Annotated in this window: 15 protein-coding genes; 8 read left to right on the forward strand and 7 right to left on the reverse strand. The window is 39.8% G+C overall.

What is annotated here, in order from left to right:
* Positions 1-148: 148 nt before the first annotated feature.
* A complete protein-coding gene (locus ACYQ3L_RS27380) occupies positions 149-376 on the reverse strand; it encodes a hypothetical protein (protein ID WP_379994460.1) in 228 nt (75 codons plus the stop codon).
* A gap of 174 nt (positions 377-550) precedes the next feature.
* A complete protein-coding gene (locus tag ACYQ3L_RS27385; protein ID WP_379994461.1) occupies positions 551-2,218 on the reverse strand; it encodes an AMP-binding protein in 1,668 nt (555 codons plus the stop codon).
* Positions 2,219-2,875: 657 nt separating this feature from the next.
* Here ACYQ3L_RS27385 and mtaB point away from each other — a divergent pair.
* The 4 genes from mtaB to ACYQ3L_RS27405 all read left to right on the forward strand — a co-directional run bounded on the left by mtaB (position 2,876) and on the right by ACYQ3L_RS27405 (position 7,013).
* Entirely contained in the window at positions 2,876-4,186 is a 1,311-nt protein-coding gene (mtaB, locus tag ACYQ3L_RS27390) for a tRNA (N(6)-L-threonylcarbamoyladenosine(37)-C(2))-methylthiotransferase MtaB (RefSeq protein ID WP_379994462.1), read from the forward strand.
* A 3-nt stretch (positions 4,187-4,189) separates the two neighbouring features.
* Positions 4,190-5,098, forward strand: coding sequence for a lysophospholipid acyltransferase family protein (locus tag ACYQ3L_RS27395; protein ID WP_379994463.1), 909 nt, complete (start codon positions 4,190-4,192; stop codon positions 5,096-5,098).
* Positions 5,095-6,120, forward strand: coding sequence for a glycosyltransferase family 2 protein (locus tag ACYQ3L_RS27400; RefSeq protein ID WP_379994464.1), 1,026 nt, complete (start codon positions 5,095-5,097; stop codon positions 6,118-6,120). Before ACYQ3L_RS27395 ends, ACYQ3L_RS27400 begins: the two co-directional genes overlap by 4 nt.
* Before the next feature lie 266 nt (positions 6,121-6,386).
* Entirely contained in the window at positions 6,387-7,013 is a 627-nt protein-coding gene (locus tag ACYQ3L_RS27405; protein WP_379994465.1) for a DUF4294 domain-containing protein, read from the forward strand.
* 78 nt (positions 7,014-7,091) lie between these two features.
* Here the strand turns inward: ACYQ3L_RS27405 and ACYQ3L_RS27410 are convergent, their stop codons facing one another.
* Together ACYQ3L_RS27410 and ACYQ3L_RS27415 are read right to left on the reverse strand one after the other, a co-directional pair.
* Positions 7,092-7,952 (reverse strand): sigma-70 family RNA polymerase sigma factor, encoded by an 861-nt coding sequence (locus ACYQ3L_RS27410; protein WP_379994466.1) that lies wholly within the window; start codon positions 7,950-7,952, stop codon positions 7,092-7,094.
* 233 nt (positions 7,953-8,185) lie between these two features.
* A complete protein-coding gene (locus tag ACYQ3L_RS27415; protein ID WP_379994468.1) occupies positions 8,186-9,718 on the reverse strand; it encodes a Do family serine endopeptidase in 1,533 nt (510 codons plus the stop codon).
* A 291-nt stretch (positions 9,719-10,009) separates the two neighbouring features.
* Between ACYQ3L_RS27415 and ACYQ3L_RS27420 the strand changes: the two genes are divergently transcribed.
* Positions 10,010-11,653 (forward strand): hypothetical protein, encoded by a 1,644-nt coding sequence (locus tag ACYQ3L_RS27420; RefSeq protein ID WP_379994469.1) that lies wholly within the window; start codon positions 10,010-10,012, stop codon positions 11,651-11,653.
* A gap of 8 nt (positions 11,654-11,661) precedes the next feature.
* Positions 11,662-13,125, forward strand: a complete 1,464-nt coding sequence (locus ACYQ3L_RS27425) for a sodium:solute symporter (RefSeq protein ID WP_379994471.1) — start codon at positions 11,662-11,664, stop codon at positions 13,123-13,125.
* A 676-nt stretch (positions 13,126-13,801) separates the two neighbouring features.
* Here ACYQ3L_RS27425 and alaS read toward each other — a convergent pair.
* A complete protein-coding gene (alaS, locus tag ACYQ3L_RS27430; protein ID WP_379994472.1) occupies positions 13,802-16,420 on the reverse strand; it encodes an alanine--tRNA ligase in 2,619 nt (872 codons plus the stop codon).
* Between the two features lie 186 nt (positions 16,421-16,606).
* Between alaS and ACYQ3L_RS27435 the strand changes: the two genes are divergently transcribed.
* Positions 16,607-17,578, forward strand: a complete 972-nt coding sequence (locus tag ACYQ3L_RS27435; protein ID WP_379994473.1) for a M23 family metallopeptidase — start codon at positions 16,607-16,609, stop codon at positions 17,576-17,578.
* A 72-nt stretch (positions 17,579-17,650) separates the two neighbouring features.
* Positions 17,651-18,001: a MerR family transcriptional regulator gene (locus ACYQ3L_RS27440; RefSeq protein ID WP_379994474.1), complete on the forward strand. Its 351-nt coding sequence runs from the start codon at positions 17,651-17,653 to the stop codon at positions 17,999-18,001.
* Positions 18,002-18,008: 7 nt separating this feature from the next.
* On the opposite strand, the gene ACYQ3L_RS27445 is transcribed toward ACYQ3L_RS27440, so the two are convergent.
* Together ACYQ3L_RS27445 and ACYQ3L_RS27450 are read right to left on the reverse strand one after the other, a co-directional pair.
* Positions 18,009-18,392 carry a YybH family protein gene (locus ACYQ3L_RS27445; protein ID WP_379994475.1) on the reverse strand — a complete coding sequence of 128 codons (384 nt, stop codon included), beginning with the start codon at positions 18,390-18,392 and terminating at the stop codon, positions 18,009-18,011.
* Between the two features lie 88 nt (positions 18,393-18,480).
* A complete protein-coding gene (locus tag ACYQ3L_RS27450; RefSeq protein ID WP_379994476.1) occupies positions 18,481-19,350 on the reverse strand; it encodes an AraC family transcriptional regulator in 870 nt (289 codons plus the stop codon).
* Positions 19,351-19,370: the final 20 nt, after the last annotated feature.

The following is a 19,370-nucleotide window of genomic DNA, read 5'->3' on the forward strand; positions in this document are numbered from 1 at the left end:
TCAGCATGCAAAGGTAACTATTTTTGATGAATTATTCATTAAAACAATAGTTTAGATTGTGAATAATCTTGATTAATAGTTAATAAAAAAAACCTATATGAGTATCACTCATACAGGCTTCTGTAATCTTTAGCTGTTATAGCTCAGATTATTTCTTTGGTGCAGTAGCAGCAGCGATTGAATCTTCAATAGCTTTTGCAGCAGTAGCGATTGAATCTTCAATAGCTTTTGCTTTAGCAGCAGCTTCTTCAGCAGCTTGAACTGCAGCGATTGAGTCAGCAGTAGCTTTAGCTTTAGCTTCTTCAGCAGCTTTATTACTACATGATGCGAAAGAGATTGCAATAACAGCAACAGCAAATAATACTAATTTTTTCATTTTTCTTTTCTATTAAAACTTAAACGGTAAATGTATTTGAGTTATTTCTGATAACACGATGCAAAGATATATATATTTCTTTACATGTTGTATAGCATAATTATGTTTTTTTTAGTGTTTTTCTTATTTTTCTCCAAAATTATGTGTTTTTATATGTTCGCCGGAAATAACTGTTTAGTTTTCATAGAGATATCTTTTTATGCTTTTTTTAGGAGTTTTCTCAAACTCACTCGGGTATATCTGTATTGCCGTTATGTTTTCATAGCTTGCCAGCTGTTTATTCAGGTTTTGCCTGTTTTCTTCCATGATAGCCGGAAGCATTTCCTGCTCAACGTGTGCGGCATCCATTGTTTCGTAGTCGGGGTGAGTTAATGCGACCAGCTTTCCGTTCCGCTCAACTACAAGGCTTTCAAGTACAAACGGCATATTGTTTAAACGGGCTTCTATCTCTTCCGGGAATATGTTTTGTCCGCTTGGGCCTAACAACATTGTTTTGCTGCGTCCTCTGATAAATATCCTGTTGTTGCTGTCTATTGTCCCCAGGTCGCCTGTCCGCAGCCATCCGTCTTCGGTAAATGTAGCTTTGGTTGCCTCTTCATTTTTATAATATCCCATCATTACATTCTCACCTCTGACCTGAATTTCGCCTACGGTATTGTACGGATCGTCAGAGTCTATTCTGACTTCCATTATATTATCCAATATCTTACCGCATGATGTCGGGATGAAATCGTAGTTATGGTCGTATGAAATAAGGGGCGCGCATTCGGTCATTCCATAACCTACAGTAAACGGGAATTTTATTTTGTGCAGAAAAGCTTCCACTTCTTTGTTTAAAGCGGCACCGCCGATAATAACCTCATGGAAGTTGCCACCCAGTCCTTCCATCATGCCTTTTCGTATTTTTGAATATATCTGGTCTCTTACAATTGGTATTTTCAGGGCCATTTTAATGGCGGGCTTTTCTATTTTAGGGAGTATGGATTTCTTGTATATTTTTTCTATAACTAATGGTACGGAAATAATCAGATGAGGCTTTATCTCGGCAAAGGCTTCTGCCAGTATCTTCGGTGAAGGTGCTTTTCCCAATAAGGTCGTGTGCGAACCTTCGGTTAGGGAATAAAGAAACTCAAACGCACAGCCATAGGCATGTGCCAACGGTAGGAACGATACAATATTTTGTCCTCTGAACAAGAGCTTCAGGTAATGGGCATGTGTAATATTACCGGCCAGATTGTTGGCCGAAAGCATAACGCCTTTGCTGAACCCGGTTGTTCCTGAGGTGTAATTAATGAGCACAAGTTCCGAATTATCTACTTTGGTATAGTTGATGTTATCCTTTTTATATCCGTCGGGATATCTTTTTTTCATCTTTTCGTCCAATGAGTCGACAATAAAAGATAGCTTCTCTCCTTTTTGTTCATGCAGGCATTTGTACTTATTGTCATTTACGGAGAAGACGCCTCTTACTTTAGGCAGATAATCTTCGTCCAGGGAATCCCAAATCTGACTGCTGGAAAATAAAAGTACGGCTTCGGAGTGATTTATGATATGCTGTACACTGTCGGCATGAAAATCCTGTAATATAGGTACTATGACGCCCCCGTAGGTAATCACAGCCAGATAGGTTACACACCATGGTATATTGTTTTTGCCGATAAGGGCTATCTTATCACCTTTTTTTATCTGAGCTTCTTCCAAAATAATGTGTATACGGGCTATTTCGCAGGCTAGGTCCTTATAATACAGTGTTTTTTGTTCCGAGTAATCGGATAATCCTTTCAGTTCCCAGTTATTTTTGAAGCTGTTGGCATATAAATCGATCAGGTTTTCTTTAATCATGAAAATTGCTCATTTTAGGTGAATTTGTGCAAAAATAAATAGTCTCCTTATATTCTACAAGTATTTTATCGCTAAAATTGCGACAATTGTTGTAATTTTGTACTCTTTTAAAATGCGGGTTCATTCGAATTTGGCGCTATATGGTTTAATGCCAGATGGATGTATGATTTTCCCGGAATTTTATCTGTATGGTAAACAGCCTGATATTTTCGGATGTTTAATTTATGGTTCTTTGAAAGTTGGAAAAAGTAATAATATAAAGTCTGTATTTCGTGTTACTTTTGTTACTTTTTGATATAGTTACGAGTTACTTCGCCCTTCGGGCAGTTACAAGATACGAGTAGACAAGATACGAGATACAAGATACGAGTTGTTAACTGATGACTGTTCACTGTTTTCTGTAAAGTCGCTTCCTGCCATTGGCACACCGGCATATTATTAGTTAATCAGTGCATCGATTTCTGTTACTTTTGTTACCTTTTAACTATATATTGCAAAAGAAGGTTAATTTAATGAAGGTTTTGGCAGGTTGATAGTTAACATACAGGTAGCTCGTAATTTGAACCTGTTACCTTGTTTATATAAGATTTTTATGGTTTTTTAGATATACAATACTGGAGTTGACAATGGAAACTTGTCAGCTAAAAGCTAAATACAATGATAGATAATTCGATATTTGAAAATAAAAAGGCAGCCTATCTCACATTAGGATGTAAATTGAACTTTGCCGAGACCTCGGCCATCGGGAAACAGCTTTCGCAGGTTGGTGTCCGTCGGGCAAGAGAGGGGGAAACAGCGGAGATATGTGTAATAAATACCTGTTCGGTTACTGAATTTGCAGATAAAAAATGCCGTCAGGCCGTTCGGAAATTAATTAAAGAGAATCCCGGGGCATATGTGATCGTGACGGGCTGTTATGCTCAGCTCAAGCCTGAAGATATAGCCGGGATCGAGGGCGTCGATATCGTGTTGGGTTCTGAACAGAAGCTTGACGTAGTTGCTTATCTGGATGAATTGAAGAAGAAAGATAAAGGAGTAGTCCATACGTCGAAAACGAATAAAATAAAATCTTTTGTACCTTCCTGCTCGCAGGACGACCGTACCCGCTATTTTCTGAAAGTGCAGGATGGCTGTGATTATTTCTGTTCTTTCTGTACCATACCTTTTGCCCGTGGGCGTAGCCGTAATGGTACAATTGAGAGTATGGTAAAACAGGCTCAGGAAGTGGCGGCAAAAGGAGGAAAAGAAATTGTGCTTACGGGGGTGAATATCGGTGATTTCGGACGTACGACCGGAGAAACGTTTTTCGACCTGGTTAAAGCGTTAGATGAGGTGGATGGCATTGAGCGTTATCGTATATCTTCTATTGAACCTAATTTGCTGACGGATGAAATTATAGATTTTGTGTCAAAATCGAAGCGTTTTGCGCCACATTTCCATATTCCGCTGCAATCAGGCTCCGATGCTGTATTGAAATTGATGCGCCGCCGGTATGATACAGCACTGTTTCGTCACAAAGTGGAAAAAATTAAAGAGATTATGCCCGATGCATTTATCGGGGTGGATGTAATTGTAGGTACAAGGGGAGAAACGGATGAATATTTCGAAGAAACCAGACGGTTTCTGGAAGGTCTTGATTTTTCTCAGCTACATGTTTTTACATATTCTGAACGCCCGAATACACAAGCCTTGAAGATAGAGCACGAGGTAGACCCCAGGACAAAACATGCCCGATGCAAGGTTTTGCTGGATCTATCGGATAATAAACTGGAAGCGTTTTACCAGTCGCAGCAGGGCACACAGCGTAAGGTGTTGTTTGAGCATGCACAACATGATAATATGATGTATGGATTTACCGAGAATTATGTGAAAATAGAGACGCCGTATCAGGCGGGTAAGGCAAATGAAATAAAAATAGTTACCTTAGGGGACTTTAATAAAGTAAAAACAGCACTGGTAGAAAATTAAGGAATGAACAGACTGTTATATTATATACTATATATATGGATGTATTTACATGCCCTTCTGCCATTCAGGGTATTGTATATATTATCCGACATGCTTTATTTTTTCGTCTATAAAATAGCCGGTTATCGCTTGAAGGTAGTCAGGCTCAATCTGGAAGCCAGTTTTCCGGAGAAAACAAAACAGGAAAGATTGGCCATAGAGCAGGAGTTCTATCATCACTTTTGTGATTATTTTGTTGAAACATTGAAGATGCTGCATATATCTGATGAAGAAATGCAAGCGCGGATGCAGTTTGAGAATGTGGAGCAAATAAAAGAGTTGATGAAAGATGGAAATTCTGTTTTGATGTATCTTGGACATTATTGCAACTGGGAATGGGTCACATCTATAAATCTGGTCTTTAGGCAAGAAGGTAAAATCCTGGGTGAGATTTATAAGACATTGAAAAATAAAGCGATGGATGATTTGTTTCTCAAAATACGTAGTCGCTTCGGATCTCTGGCTATTGCCAAACAAGATACATTCCGGGTTATTGTAAAACTCAGGAACGAAGGAAAACAGATCTTGATCGGTTTTATGGCAGATCAAACACCTGCATGGCGGAATATTCACTACTGGACTCCTTTTCTAAATCAGGAAACCCCTGTATTTACAGGAGTGGAGCGTATTGCAAAGCAAACCGGTTTTGCGGTTGTTTATCTGGATATGGAGAAAATAAAGAGAGGGCATTATAAGGCTACCGTTCGTCTGATTACAGATGATCCTAGGGAAGAACCGGAAAATAATATTACAGAGACATATATCAGGGCTATGGAAAAGACCATCCTTCGCAATCCGGCTTACTGGCTCTGGACTCATAAGCGTTGGAAACGTACACGTGAAGAAGTGGAAGCAATGCAGCAACAAAAATGAATAAAGTAGCAGTTGTTATTCTTAACTGGAACGGCAGGGCGCTTTTAGAGCAATTCCTGCCTTCCGTGGTACAATATACTACATATGCCGATGTGGAGCTCATGGTGGCTGATAATGGTTCTACAGACGGTTCTATTGCATTTCTTCAATCTGTATATCCTCAGATTACCCGGATAGTCTTGCCCGGGAATTACGGCTTCGCCGGTGGATATAACAAGGCTTTACAGGAGGTGAATGCCGAATACTATGTCCTGCTCAATTCGGATGTAGAAGTAACTGAAGGCTGGCTGTTGCCGATAATAAATCATTTGGATAATAATAAAGATATCGTTGCGGCCCAACCCAAAATTCTTGCCCAGAGAAATAAAGCGTACTTCGAATATGCAGGGGCATCGGGGGGATTTCTCGATAAATACGGTTATCCTTTTTGCCGTGGGCGTATCTTTATGCATGTGGAGGAAGATAAGGGGCAATATGATGAGCCTGTTGACGTGCTTTGGGCTACAGGTGCCTGTTTGTTTATCCGCTCTAAAGATTTTTTTGAGGCAGGAGGCTTTGATGCTTCGTTTTTCGCTCATATGGAAGAAATAGATCTTTGCTGGCGTTTGAATTGCCGTGGAAAACGGATTGTATGCCTGCCCTCATCGGTTGTTTACCACGTAGGTGCTGCTACATTGAAGAAAGAAAGTCCGCGCAAGACTTTTCTCAACTTTCGTAACAATCTGATTATGCTCTATAAGAACCTGCCGCAGGAAAAGTTGAAGAGAGTGATGGTAGCCCGTCTCATTCTTGATTATATAGCGGCTGTTCAATTTGCTATTACCGGAAAATATGCCAATGCCAAAGAGGTTATCCGCGCACACAAAGACTTTTATGATAACAGAAGGTCATATCGTCAGGCGCGTCTCGAGAATCTGCAAAAGAGGGTGACGGAGGAGATCGAAGCCATTTACCCGAAAAGTATTCTTTCTGCATATTACCTGAAATGGGTGAGAACTTTCTCTAAACTACAGGGTTTTTGATTAACTTATAATTATTCTGCATATCAGGATTGTTTATATGCACTTTTTCAGAGAATCTTTATCTATAGTTGTGAGCGTATGACTTTTATACAGGCTCCTCGTTCTTTGAAAAATTGATATACCATACATATGATGAAAAAAACGGTAATGATCTGCCTTCTGTTATATTCTGGAGGGAAATAATTCGCCTGCGCCCTTAATTTATTCTAAAATTGATATCTCTGTTTATTTTTCTTGTATATTTGAATGTTTTTATTAACTGAAATATGAAAAGGGTTTTCTCTGTACTATGTTTACTTCTGTTTCTTTCTGTATCGGTTAAGTCCCAGGAAGAGAAGCCCAAGACGTATATAGATATAGCCGCTATATATGAAGGTGATACCATTGCCGTGGTTCAGTTGAAGCCTGTTTATATTTTTGGACAGATCAAATTTAAAAATAATAAGGAAAGGCAGGAATACTCTAAATTGGTACGGGATGTAAAGATAGCATATCCTTATGCCAAAACAATAGCATACTCCATCGTTGAGACTTATGAATATATGGAGACCTTACCTACTGAAAAGGCTAAGCAAAAATATCTGGAAGATGTGCAAAAGTACATGATGGACGAGTATAAGCCTAAGATGAAAAAGATGACCAAGAATCAGGGTAAAATATTGGTAAAGCTTATCGACCGTGAATGCAATACTCCTTCTTACAATATTGTAAAAGCTCTTGTCGGCAGTTTCAAGGCGGGAGTATATAACGCTTTTGCGGGGCTTTTTGGTAATAGCCTGAAAACGAGGTATGACCCTAATGATAAGGATGCATCAATAGAAGCTATTGTTATCCAGATAGAACAGGGTACTATTGACTATAATTACGCCCGTAATTATCACGGATTCAGATAAAACTGCAAATAAGACAAAATAAAAGAGAGTAAGTTTCCTTGCTCTCCTTATCCATTGAACTTTCGGTTAAGAACCTTTTTAACCTAAGTAGCTTTTTAATAATTTGCTTCGTGAATTCTGACGCAGGCGCTTGATCGCTTTTTCCTTGATTTGACGTACACGTTCCCGTGTGAGTTGGAATTTATCACCAATTTCTTCCAGGGTCATTTCCTGATATCCGATACCGAAGAACATTTTGATAATTTCACTTTCTCTTTCTGTCAATGTTGATAATGCACGCTCGATTTCTTGTTGAAGCGATTCGTTTATCAACATACGGTCAGCAATTGGGGCGTCGTCATTTACAAGTACATCCAACAAGCTGTTGTCCTCACCTTCGACAAAAGGTGCGTCCATAGAAATGTGTCGTCCTGAAACTTTCAGCGAATCGGCGATTTTATCAACCGGTATGTCCAATTGCTCGGCAAGTTCTTCTGCTGACGGTTTGCGTTCGTTTTCCTGCTCGAATTTGGAGAAAGCCTTGCTGATTTTGTTCAGCGAACCCACCTGATTGAGAGGAAGGCGTACGATACGCGATTGTTCTGCTAATGCCTGCAATATAGATTGGCGAATCCACCATACTGCGTAACTGATAAATTTAAACCCTCTGGTTTCGTCGAATTTTTCTGCAGCTTTGATAAGTCCCAGATTTCCCTCGTTGATTAAGTCGGGTAAGCTTAACCCTTGATTTTGGTATTGTTTTGCAACAGATACAACAAATCTAAGGTTAGCCCTTGTGAGTTTTTCGAGTGCGGCCCTGTCACCTTTTTTTATGGCTTGAGCCAACTCTACTTCTTCCTCGACTGTAATCAGGTCTTCACGACCAATTTCTTGCAAATACTTATCCAGAGATGCACTCTCACGATTTGTAATTGACTTCGTAATCTTTAACTGCCTCATATATAAATATATATGTTAAAATGTCCCAAAAATGTTTGCAAATATAGTAAAAATAATGCTATATATGGCTATCTGTTTGGGCCGAATGTCAGATAGCTTTAGTTAATAATACTCAATTGTTGTTTTTGCTTACTTACTTAAAGTTTATATCTAAGTTATATACAAAATAAATAACGCTTAAGTAAGATGTTTAGTTTTTACTTAAGCGTTATTTGATATTTGTTAAGTTAATATTACTCGCTTAAGTCGACAGCGTAATATTTCCTTGATCCGTTAGCAGTTATTCCGGTTATGAATAGCGCCTTATCCTGGCTGTTGGCTGTTGTGGTGATAATGCGTTCCACTTCGCTGGCCGAAGATACTGGTTGATTGTTGATTTTCTGTATGATAAATCCTTTGGCAATACCTTCTTTATGGAATTTGCCGCTACTATCTACACCGGCCACTTCTACGCCGTAGCTAACACCCAAAGCTTTCTTCCTTTCGGCAGTAAGATCTTTGAATGCCGCCCCTACGATGGCTATGCCGTCTTCTTTCTTTACAACCGAAGTGCTGCCGGCACTGTTTTTGAGGGTTACATCGAATGTCTTGGTTGAAGCTCCGCGTACTATATCTACTTTAACTTTGTCTCCCGGACGGAACCTGTTTACTTGTTCCTGTAATTCGCTTACTGTTTTTACCTTCACGCCGTTCACTGCTGTGATAACATCACCTTCTTCTATTCCGGCCTGTTTGGCAGGGCTCATATCTGCAAATCCCCCAACATAAGCACCTTCGTTTATTTTCAGGTTCTTTGTTTTTTCAGGATCAGCTTCTTTTGCCGCAGCAACTTCGCCTATCTGTACGCCAAGAACAGCACGTTGGACGGCACCGTATTCTTTGATGTCGGCCACTACTTTTCCGGCAATCGAAATAGGTACGGCAAATCCATATCCGGAAAAGTCACCGGTCTGAGAGTAGATAGCAGTATTGATGCCTATCAGTTCACCATTGGTGTTGACTAATGCTCCACCGCTGTTACCCCTGTTGATGGCTGCGTCGGTTTGTATATACGACTGGATACTCATATCTACGCCGTTGCGGCTCCCTCCACTTATGTTGCCACGGCCTTTGGCACTAACAATTCCGGCTGTAACGGTAGATGTCAGGTTGAATGGATTTCCTACTGCCAATACCCACTCCCCAACTTTCAGATTGTCGGAGTTCCCGAATGGGATATATGGAAACTCTTTGCCTTCGATCTTCAGTAGTGCTATATCGGTCACAGGGTCTGTTCCTACCAGTTTTGCCGTATATTTACTGTTGTCGTTCAAAGTAACTTCTATCTCGTCGGCTTTATCGATAACGTGATTATTAGTGATTATAAACCCGTCGGCAGAGATTATAACACCCGATCCGAAGCCTACGCTTGGCTGAGGTTGTCCGTAACCCTGTTCCCCACGGTCACCGAATCCGAAGAAATATTCGAATGGGTCGATCATCCGTTGGCGTCCCTGACCTTGTGAAGCCTGAGCCTTCACTGTAGACTTGATGTGTACTACTGCATGAATAGAATTTTCTGCAGCTTTTGTAAAATCAGGATAGCCGTCAGCAGTCAGGCTTGCCAGATGTATGCCTTTCTGATCAAATTCGGTTCCGTAATTATAAGTATCAGCAGCGCTGTATCCTCTTTTGTAGTCCATGAAGCTATACATGCCATATGTAGCTCCTATACTCACTAATGCAACCACAACATAGGTTGAAATATTCTTCCAAAATTTTTTCATATGCAAGTATCGTTTAAATTGTTTATTAATTCACTTTATTTTTATTTCAAATGTAAACACAAAAAGTGTACACTTAGTGTGGGGTAACTCTATTTTTTAACACTTTTAACCGAGACGAAAATCTTTATTGCAATTTTAACAATTCGACCGGACTTTTTGTCAGTTTAACGTAAATGTTCTAAAGGAAAAGATGGCAATCTTTTGAAAAAACGTATCTTTGCGCCCAAAATAAGGATGCAGATTTTTTGTCTGACCTTAAGGGATAATTCATTCAGTTAATGAAATTTTTAAATGAGAAAAACTTTACATACTTTCCTTATATTGATAACGGTATTGCTCATATTATTCCTATTGTCAATAGTTTCTATAAAAATAGGCTTCTTTCCTCTGGAAAATCAGTCTTTCAAAGAACTTTTTCAGATAGCAAACGCACTGTCGGGAGTCAATTATATCATTTTCTTACTTATATTGGTCATCTCTATCTTTATCAGTGTTTACCATATAATAAAGATAAATTTATTTTATCTTCATATGGTATCTTTCTGTTCGTACATCGGCAGGGCGATAAAGAGTATATGGAACGATTTGAAGGACAGGTATGTGTTGTTGATATTGCTTCCGCCCCTTATCGCATCCATCTATTTCGCTATTGTATTGCCGATATCGTATGACGAGGCACTTACCTATGTCGATTTTACAAATAATCCTGTCTTATATTGTATATCGTCTTATCCGGCACCGAACAACCATGTCTTTCATTCTATAATAACGCATATAACCAAGCATATTCCGTTTTTTGATATCTTATTCCGCTTACGGATATCATCGGTTGTTGTCTCTATTCTGACATGGGTTATTGCTTATTCTTTTGTCAAAAGATACTATTCGAGGAAAGTGGCATTGTTTTCTGTTGCCATTTCTTCCATGTTATTCATGTCCATCTATTATAGTTATATGTCGAGGGGATATGCTTTGGTAGCTTTCTTCTTTGTCATATCTCTGTATGCTACATTTAATATAATAAAGTACGGCAGCCGGAATAAAGATTGGGCTATATTCTCTATATGCAGTGTTCTCGGATTTTATGCTGTGCCATCTTATCTTTATCCCTTTGTTACCCTTAACTTTGTTATTTTGCTCTATAACTATAGGAATATAAGGCAGCAATTTGTATTCAATGTATTTATAACATTGGCGACACTGCTTTGCTATATGCCGATTATATTGCATCAGGGTTTCGGAGTGTTATCCATTACTCCGGGAGACCGTATGGGGGTATTAAGCTTGTTTCCTCTTTTCTTTAGGAATACATTCAGTGAGATTTATGGCCTGCACCTCATATACACTTTTATTGCCATCGGTATACCGTTTATAGTTGCCCTGTTGAAAAAAAAGAAGGAAATTCTTAAACTTTGGATTATTTTTGGTTTGGCCCCGGTTGTCCTGTTGGCAATACATTCGGTGATCCCTTTCCCGCGTACGTTTATATACTATGGCTTTATCGTTGTTTTCCTGATGGGGATATCGGTGTCGGAATATATAGAAAAGATACCTGTAAAATGGCTTACTGTTATGCTTCTCGTATTGCAGGCAGGGTTGTTTTATAACTTCAAAAATAATATTGAAGAATACGAAAGTTTTAATATCGGCTTTCACGATGTAAGCGAGAAATTTATCGAAGAAGGTAAAACTTTTTATGTACTTAGCGGACTGAATATAGAGAGCCATAAATTTGAGATGATGCTGAGGGGATACGATTACAGTAAATCAAAATATGACAGGATATTCACAGACTTTGAAAACTTCAGGCTGGTGAATACAGATACCCTGAAGGGCAATTTTGATTATATCGTTATCGACAGGCCCTGGGATAAGACAGAGAAGAGAAAGCCTGTTTATTCCAATAAGACATTGAATGTATATATAATGGAATAATTAGATATATGGGGGCTTCTATCCTGTTTATTATAGCTGTATATTTTGCGGTACTTTTGCTGATATCCCACATTGTGAGCAGAAAAGACAGCAATAATGACGCGTTCTTCCTTGGGAACAAAAAATCTCCCTGGTATATCGTTGCTATAGGTATGCTGGGCGACTCTATTTCGGGAGTGACTTTTGTCTCTGTTCCCGGCATGGTGGGGCAATTCGACATGACATACATGCAGATGGTCTTAGGCTTTTTCCCCGGATATCTCATTGTGGCCTTTGTGTTATTACCCTTATATTACAAACTCAACCTGACTTCTATTTATGGCTACCTGCAACAGCGTTTTGGCTTGTTCTCATATAAAACAGGGGCGTCATTCTTTATATTATCGCGAATTGTAGGAGCGGCCTCTAAATTATATCTAATCGTATTGATCCTGCAGACATTGGTTTTCGACCAGTGGAATATTCCGTTTTATGTAACGGTTATCGTTATTGTAGCCCTGATATGGACTTACACGCACCGAAGCGGGATGAAGACAATCGTCTGGACCGATGCCTTGCAAACTATATGCCTGCTGGCGGCATTAGGCCTTATCATCTGGCAGGTGGCTTCGAAGATAGGATTCGATATTTCGCAGGTTGCTGATACTATTCAGAGTAGCAGACATAGCCGCATCTTTGTTTTTGATGACTGGGTGTCGAAGCAAAACTTTTTTAAGCAGTTCTTTAGCGGAATACTCATTGTGATAGTCATGACGGGTCTGGATCAGAATATGATGCAGAAAAATCTGACATGCAAGACCCTTAAAGATGCCCGGAAAAATATGGTCAGTTACGGATTTGGCTTTATTCCTATGAATTATCTGTTTCTGTCGCTGGGTATATTGTTGCTCGCATTTGCAACCCAATATGGGATTACACTTCCGGATAATCCGGACCAGATATTACCGATGTTAGCGACCGAATATTTAGGTATGCCTGTACTGATCTGTTTTACCATCGGTATTATCGCCGCGTCTTTTTCCAATGCAGATTCTGCGTTGACTTCTCTTACTACCTCAGTGTGTGTGGATCTGCTGAATGTGGAGAAGAAGGAGGCCGAAGAGGCTAAAAAGATAAGGGGTAGGGTGCATCTGCTTGTCTGTATTGTATTTTTACTGGCTATCTTCTTTATTGACCATATAAATCAGACGAGCATACTGGATACTATTTATAAAGCGGCGTCATATACTTACGGACCTTTGCTGGGACTATTCTTTTTCGGTCTGTTTACAAAGATAAATATAAAGGACAGGTTTGTCCCTGTTGTCTGTATTCTTGCCCCTCTGTTAAGTTATGCCTTAGAATATACTTTACTACATACTTTGGACTACAGGGTGGGATATGAGATACTTCTTCTGAATGGTTTACTGACCGCAGCCGGATTATTCCTCTTGTCAAAAAAGGGTAATGAGATCAAAATTGGGTTGAATTGAAAAAGTAACAAAGGTAACAGATATATCAGTGAACAGTGAACAGTAAACAGTAATGTAGCTTTCTCAACTTATGACTTACTACTTATTACTTAAAATTTACTACTTGTTAAAAGGTAACAAAAGTAACAGTCTTTTTAGCCTTTGTGCCCTTTGTGATTCCCTTCGTGTACTTAGTGGTTAAAACTCTTCCACAAGGGGCACAAAGATTTACACAAAGAGCACTATATAAAAAGTAACAAAAGTAACAGATATATCAGTGAACAGTGAACAGTCATCAGTCAACAACTTGTATCTCGTGTCTTGTCTACTCGTATCTCATATAACTTTCAACTTACTACTTGTTAAAAGGTAACAAAGGTAACACTTATTTCAGTTAACAGTCAGCAGTTAACAACTCGTATCTCGTATCTTGTCTACTCGTAACGCGTAACTGCCCTAGGGCGAAGTAACTTGTAACTATAAAAAAGGTAACAAAAGTAACACCTTTTTAGATATTTTTCCGGTGTTACTTTTCTGCAATCTTATAATTGATAATAAATAATTTCAAAGAACGACAAGATTATCGTTGTCTTTAATCTTATTATATAGATAAACCTTTTTACTTTTCTCAATGCAAATATAAAATAAGTAGGGACGGTAATTTACCGTCCCTAATAACTATTTAATAGAATAAATATCACTTTATCTTTTCCATTATCTCATGCAATGCATTCGACAAGCCTTCTATATTCTTTCCTCCTGCAGTAGCAAAATGAGGTTGCCCGCCTCCGCCGCCTTGGATATGTTTAGCTGCATCACGGATTATCTGAGAAGCATTTAGTTCGTGATCCTTCACCAGATCGTCACTAATCATCAATGTAAGCATCGGCTTATTTTCATATTGGGTAGCCCCAACGAAAACTGAATTGACAGGGAACTGGCTCCTGATCTGGAATGCTATATCTTTTGCAATATCAGCAGGGAATGGTCCGGCTAAAGAATATATATCTATACCGTTGATAACCTGTTTTTTCTTTATTAAAGCGTCCTTTACCTGAACGATTTTTTCCTTGACGTATTCATCCACCTGTTTTTTAAGTTCTGAATTTTCTTCGAGGAATTTCTGGAGAGCCTGAGTCAGATTAGGCGTATTGTTGAAGAATGATCTCACTTCGGTCAATATATCCTGTTGCGTATAGAAGTAGTTTTCACACGCCTCGGCTGTAATAGCCTCTATGCGGCGTACACCGGCGGCAATAGAGCTTTCATTCACAATACGGAATGATCCGATACGGCCCGTAGATGAAATATGTGTACCCCCGCAAAGCTCTACGGAGTCACCGAAGCGTATAACCCGTACGTCATCACCGTATTTTTCGCCAAACAGGGCCATCGCTCCCATTGCCCTGGCTTCGGAGATAGGGACATGGCGTTTCTCATCGCGGGTAATATCCTCGCGTATTTTTGCTGTTACAAACCGCTCCACTTTACGTATCTCCTTATCCGTCAGTTTCTGGAAATGTGAGAAGTCGAAACGCAGAACACCGGGAGATACATATGAACCTTTCTGTTCCACATGGTTTCCCAGTATTTCGCGAAGGCCTTCGTGCAATAAGTGTGTCGCGGTATGATTACACTCGGTAGCGGTACGGTTCTTCGTGTTGATGCGTGCAATAAATGTAGCTGTCACATCTTCGGGTAATTTAGCAGAGAGATGAACCGCCAGGTTGTTCTCACGTTTTGTATCAGTGATTTCTATTTTCTCATCATCATGTATCAACCAGCCGCTGTCGCCGACCTGTCCGCCCATTTCGGCATAGAAAGGTGTGCGGTTAAGCACTATCTGGTAAAATTCATGATTCTTTTGTTTTACTTTCCGGTAGCGGAGTATCTCCGTTTCACATTCCGTGAAATCGTATCCGAAGAATTCCGGGTCGCCTTCTTTCAGAACTACCCAGTCGCCTGTTTCCACAGCGGCGGCATTACGGGCACGGTCTTTTTGCTTCTGCATCTCCGCCTTAAAGCCGTCGTTGTCTACGGTCATACCGTTTTCGCGAAGGATAAGCTCTGTAAGGTCGAGCGGGAAGCCGAATGTATCATATAGTGTAAAAGCGTCGGCGCCATTCAGTTCCGTTTTATTTTTCGCTTTTGTATCGGATATTTGCTTGTCGAGTAATTTAATACCTGTCTCGAGTGTGCGCAGGAATGATTCTTCCTCCTCCTTTATCACTTTCTCTATCAGCGTTTGTTGTTGGATAAGTTCCGGATAAGCCCCGCCCATAGTCTCTATCAGGGCAGAAATGAGCTTGTACATAAATGCCTTATGCTGGTCGAGGAATGTATATCCGTAGCGAACGGCACGGCGGAGAATACGCCGGATTACATAACCTGCTTTAGCATTCGATGGTAATTGCCCGTCGGTAATTGAGAACGCGATGGTCCGGATATGGTCAGCAATGACACGCATAGCGATGTCTTGTTTTTCATCCTGTCCGTAAGTGCTTCCGGTTAATCCCCCGATAGCTTTTATAATGGTCTGGAATACATCAGTATCATAATTGGAAGTTTTCCCCTGTACTGCCATACATAGCCGTTCGAATCCCATACCGGTGTCGATTACTTTTGCAGGTAGCGGTTCCAGTGATTTGTCAGCTTTACGGTTAAATTGCATGAATACAAGATTCCATATTTCAATCACTTGCGGATGGCTTTCATTTACAAGGGTCAGTGCGTCAACCTTTGCGCGTTCTTCGTCGGGACGTAAATCTATATGTATTTCCGAACATGGACCACACGGTCCGGTATCTCCCATTTCCCAGAAATTGTCTTTCTTATTTCCGTTTATAATGCGGTCTTTGGATAGGTATTGCTCCCAGTATCCGGCAGCTTCGTCGTCGCGTGACAGGCCTTCTTCGGGACTGCCTTCGAATACCGTTACATATAAACGGTTCTTATCCAGCTTGATAACTTTAGTCAGATATTCCCATGCCCATTCTATAGCCTCTTTTTTGAAATAGTCGCCAAAAGACCAGTTGCCAAGCATTTCGAACATCGTATGGTGATATGTATCGTGGCCGACTTCTTCAAGGTCGTTATGCTTGCCGCTAACACGAAGGCATTTCTGTGAGTCCGCCACACGTGGATATTTAATAGGCGCATTTCCCAGAATAATGTCTTTGAACTGGTTCATACCCGCGTTTGTAAACATCAGAGTAGGGTCATCCTTGATAACCATCGGGGCTGACGATACTATCTGGTGTCCTTTGGAAGCAAAGAAAGATTTGAAAGAGTCACGAATTTCTTTAGAAGTCATCATAGTTTTAATGAGTCAATTTATAATATGCCGATGTGCCGATTTATTCTACCTGATAACTTATAATATTGGCATATTGGCACATTTTCACATTAGCATATTTATATTAGTAATTTCAATTTGCAAAAATAGTTCAAAAACTTTACTTTTGTCGAACTCTCTAAACAAAATATCGGAGAAGTACTAAAAATGAAGCGAAAAGTATACTATCGTTACAATCCGCAAACTCTCACATATGAACGGATTTATCCTGGCATGAAGGATAAAGTTATCACCGTTTTCCGTCATTTGATATCGGGCATAGTGGTTGGGATAGGAGCTTTGATAGCATTTGTTTATTTCTTTGGTACCCCTTGGGGAGAGGCTCAGAAAAAAGAAAATCAACTCATACTTACACAGTATGAAGTATTGTCGAGGCGGGCCGACGAGATGTCTAAAGTTTTGAGGGATATACAGCAGCGTGACGATAATCTGTACAGGGCTATTTTCCATGCCGATCCTATTCCTACATCTATAAGGACATCGGGAGTAGGTGCCCCGGGCAGATATGATTACCTGACGGAATTGTCCAGTCCGGAGCTTATTATTCAGACAACGAAGAAGATAGACTATATTTCAAAGCAGATCTATATCCAGTCGAATTCTTTCGATGAAGTACTGGGTATGGCAAAAAATCAGAAAGACCGTCTTAAACATATACCAAGCATTCAGCCGGTTCCTGATAAATTTCTGAAACAGATAGCGTCAGGATATGGTACGCGTATAGACCCTATTTACGGAACAGCCCGTTTCCATGCGGGAATGGACTTTGCATCCAATATAGGTACTCCCGTATATGTCACGGGTGACGGGGTGGTTACCCTTGCCGACTGGAAGCAAGGTTACGGTAAGTGTATTATAGTTGACCACGGTTACGGCTATGAGACTTTGTATGCGCATTTGAATGATTATAAAGTGCGTTATGGCCAGAAGGTTACACGTGGGGAGCAAATCGGTGAGGTAGGGAATACCGGAAAGTCTACCGGCCCGCATCTTCACTACGAGGTTCATGTAAGGGGTGTTCCCGACAATCCGGCAAAGTATTACTTTATGGACTTATCTCCGGAAGAGTATGACAAGATGTTGCAGATAGCCGCTAACCACGGACAGGTAATGGATTGATGTCAGTTAACAGTTAGCAGTAAACAGTAAAAAAAAGCTAAGAGCTATCGGCTAATAGCTAACGGCTAAAATATGAAAATTGATTTAGAAAATAGTAACCGTTTGTACTATTCCATCAAAGAGGTTGCAGTCCACTTTGGTGTAAATGAATCATTGCTTCGTTTTTGGGAGACCGAATTTGATATAATCAATCCACGGAAGACAGATGGCGGCGCCCGCCAATATACCAGGAAGAATATTGAAGATATTGCAGTCGTATATCATCTTGTAAAAGAAAAAGGGCTGACCCTGGAGGGCGCCCGTCAGACTTTGAAACAAAGAAAAGATGAGGAAACACGCAAGGTACAGGTCATACAGAAACTGGAACAGATAAAGAAGGAACTGGAAGACCTGGAGCGTGAGTTCGATAATACCCTTGACTGAAAACGTTCTATACCGGTTTTATAAAAGACCAGTGATTATGGATAATCTTCCATTCATTTGCTACTAACTTATAAACCTCAGTACAGTTCCACTTATATACCGTTTCCCCTGTGTATGATAGCAGATTATAAGTTAAGACCGCCATTTCATCTGTAGCCTGTACCACAGGTTCGATCATTTCATACTTATCTACCAGCACCTTACCTCTCATTTCCTCGTAAAGAGTTTCTATTTTATCGAAGCCATCCGATCTTTTCTCCAGAAAAGGGTCGAAATAAGTGAAGTCCGGAGTGTATAGCTCCAGATAGCCCGACGGATTACCGTTGTTCCATTTCTCTAATGCGGCTGTTTCCAGTGCGATAATCTTTGTTGCGATGTTTTTGTGATTCATGTTTGTAATGATTTAAATTATTTCATTACAAAGGTATTATCTCGCTGTAGAATGCTGGTAATGCATATGCTGGGGAAAATAGCACTTTTTATGGTTTATTGGTATTTCGGTATTGTAAAGGTGTATGGCCTGTTTGTTTCCTGAAAAAACGGATAAAGTATGATGTATTTTCGTAATTGAGAGACGCAGCTATGTCTGATATGGAATCGGATGTATATAAGAGCATTTTTTTTGCTTCTTGTATAAGCTTATTCTGAATAACTTGTTTGGCGCTAATCCCCATTGCCGATTTTATCAGTTCGTTCAGATAATTTGGAGTAATACAGAGTTTGTCTGCATAATGACGGATAGAATGGTTTTGCTTATATCCGATGTCTACAAGTTTTATAAAAGTGTCGGCATGTCTGTTTTTTACGTTTTCGGTATTACCGGAAGATGAATTTCTAAGGATATAAATTCTGTCCAGTGATTTCAGTATCTGATATAGTAACGCTCTTAGTATATGCTTATCTTTTTCTTTATAAGAGTCTATTTCCTGTTTGATCTCATTTATCAGCCGGATAATGTGCGCGGCTTCTTCTTTAAGGCTTAATTTATTAAAAGCATGCGAGCCTTTGAAATATGATAAGTGCTCCAGAAAATCAGGATCATTAAAGAAGGTGAGCAGAAATTCTTTTTCAAATATGAGGGCGTAACCGTCTGTAATATTATCGATGTCCCACCAGCGTATCTGATTGGGTGAGGAGAATATGATATCCCCTTTCCGGACATAATATTCCTTTTCATCAATTTTAAACTTGCCATAGCCATCTGTAATCAGGGTAATGTCATAGTATCCCAACCTATGGATTGCATCCTCTTTCAAATATTTCTTTATATTCTTTAGCCGGACAACATCAATTAACAGCTCTTCGCCATATTTGGTTTTATGGAAGGCGTATTGTTTGATCCGGTACATAAGATATACGTTTAATGGCT

It is taken from the genome of Dysgonomonas termitidis, assembly GCF_054657735.1.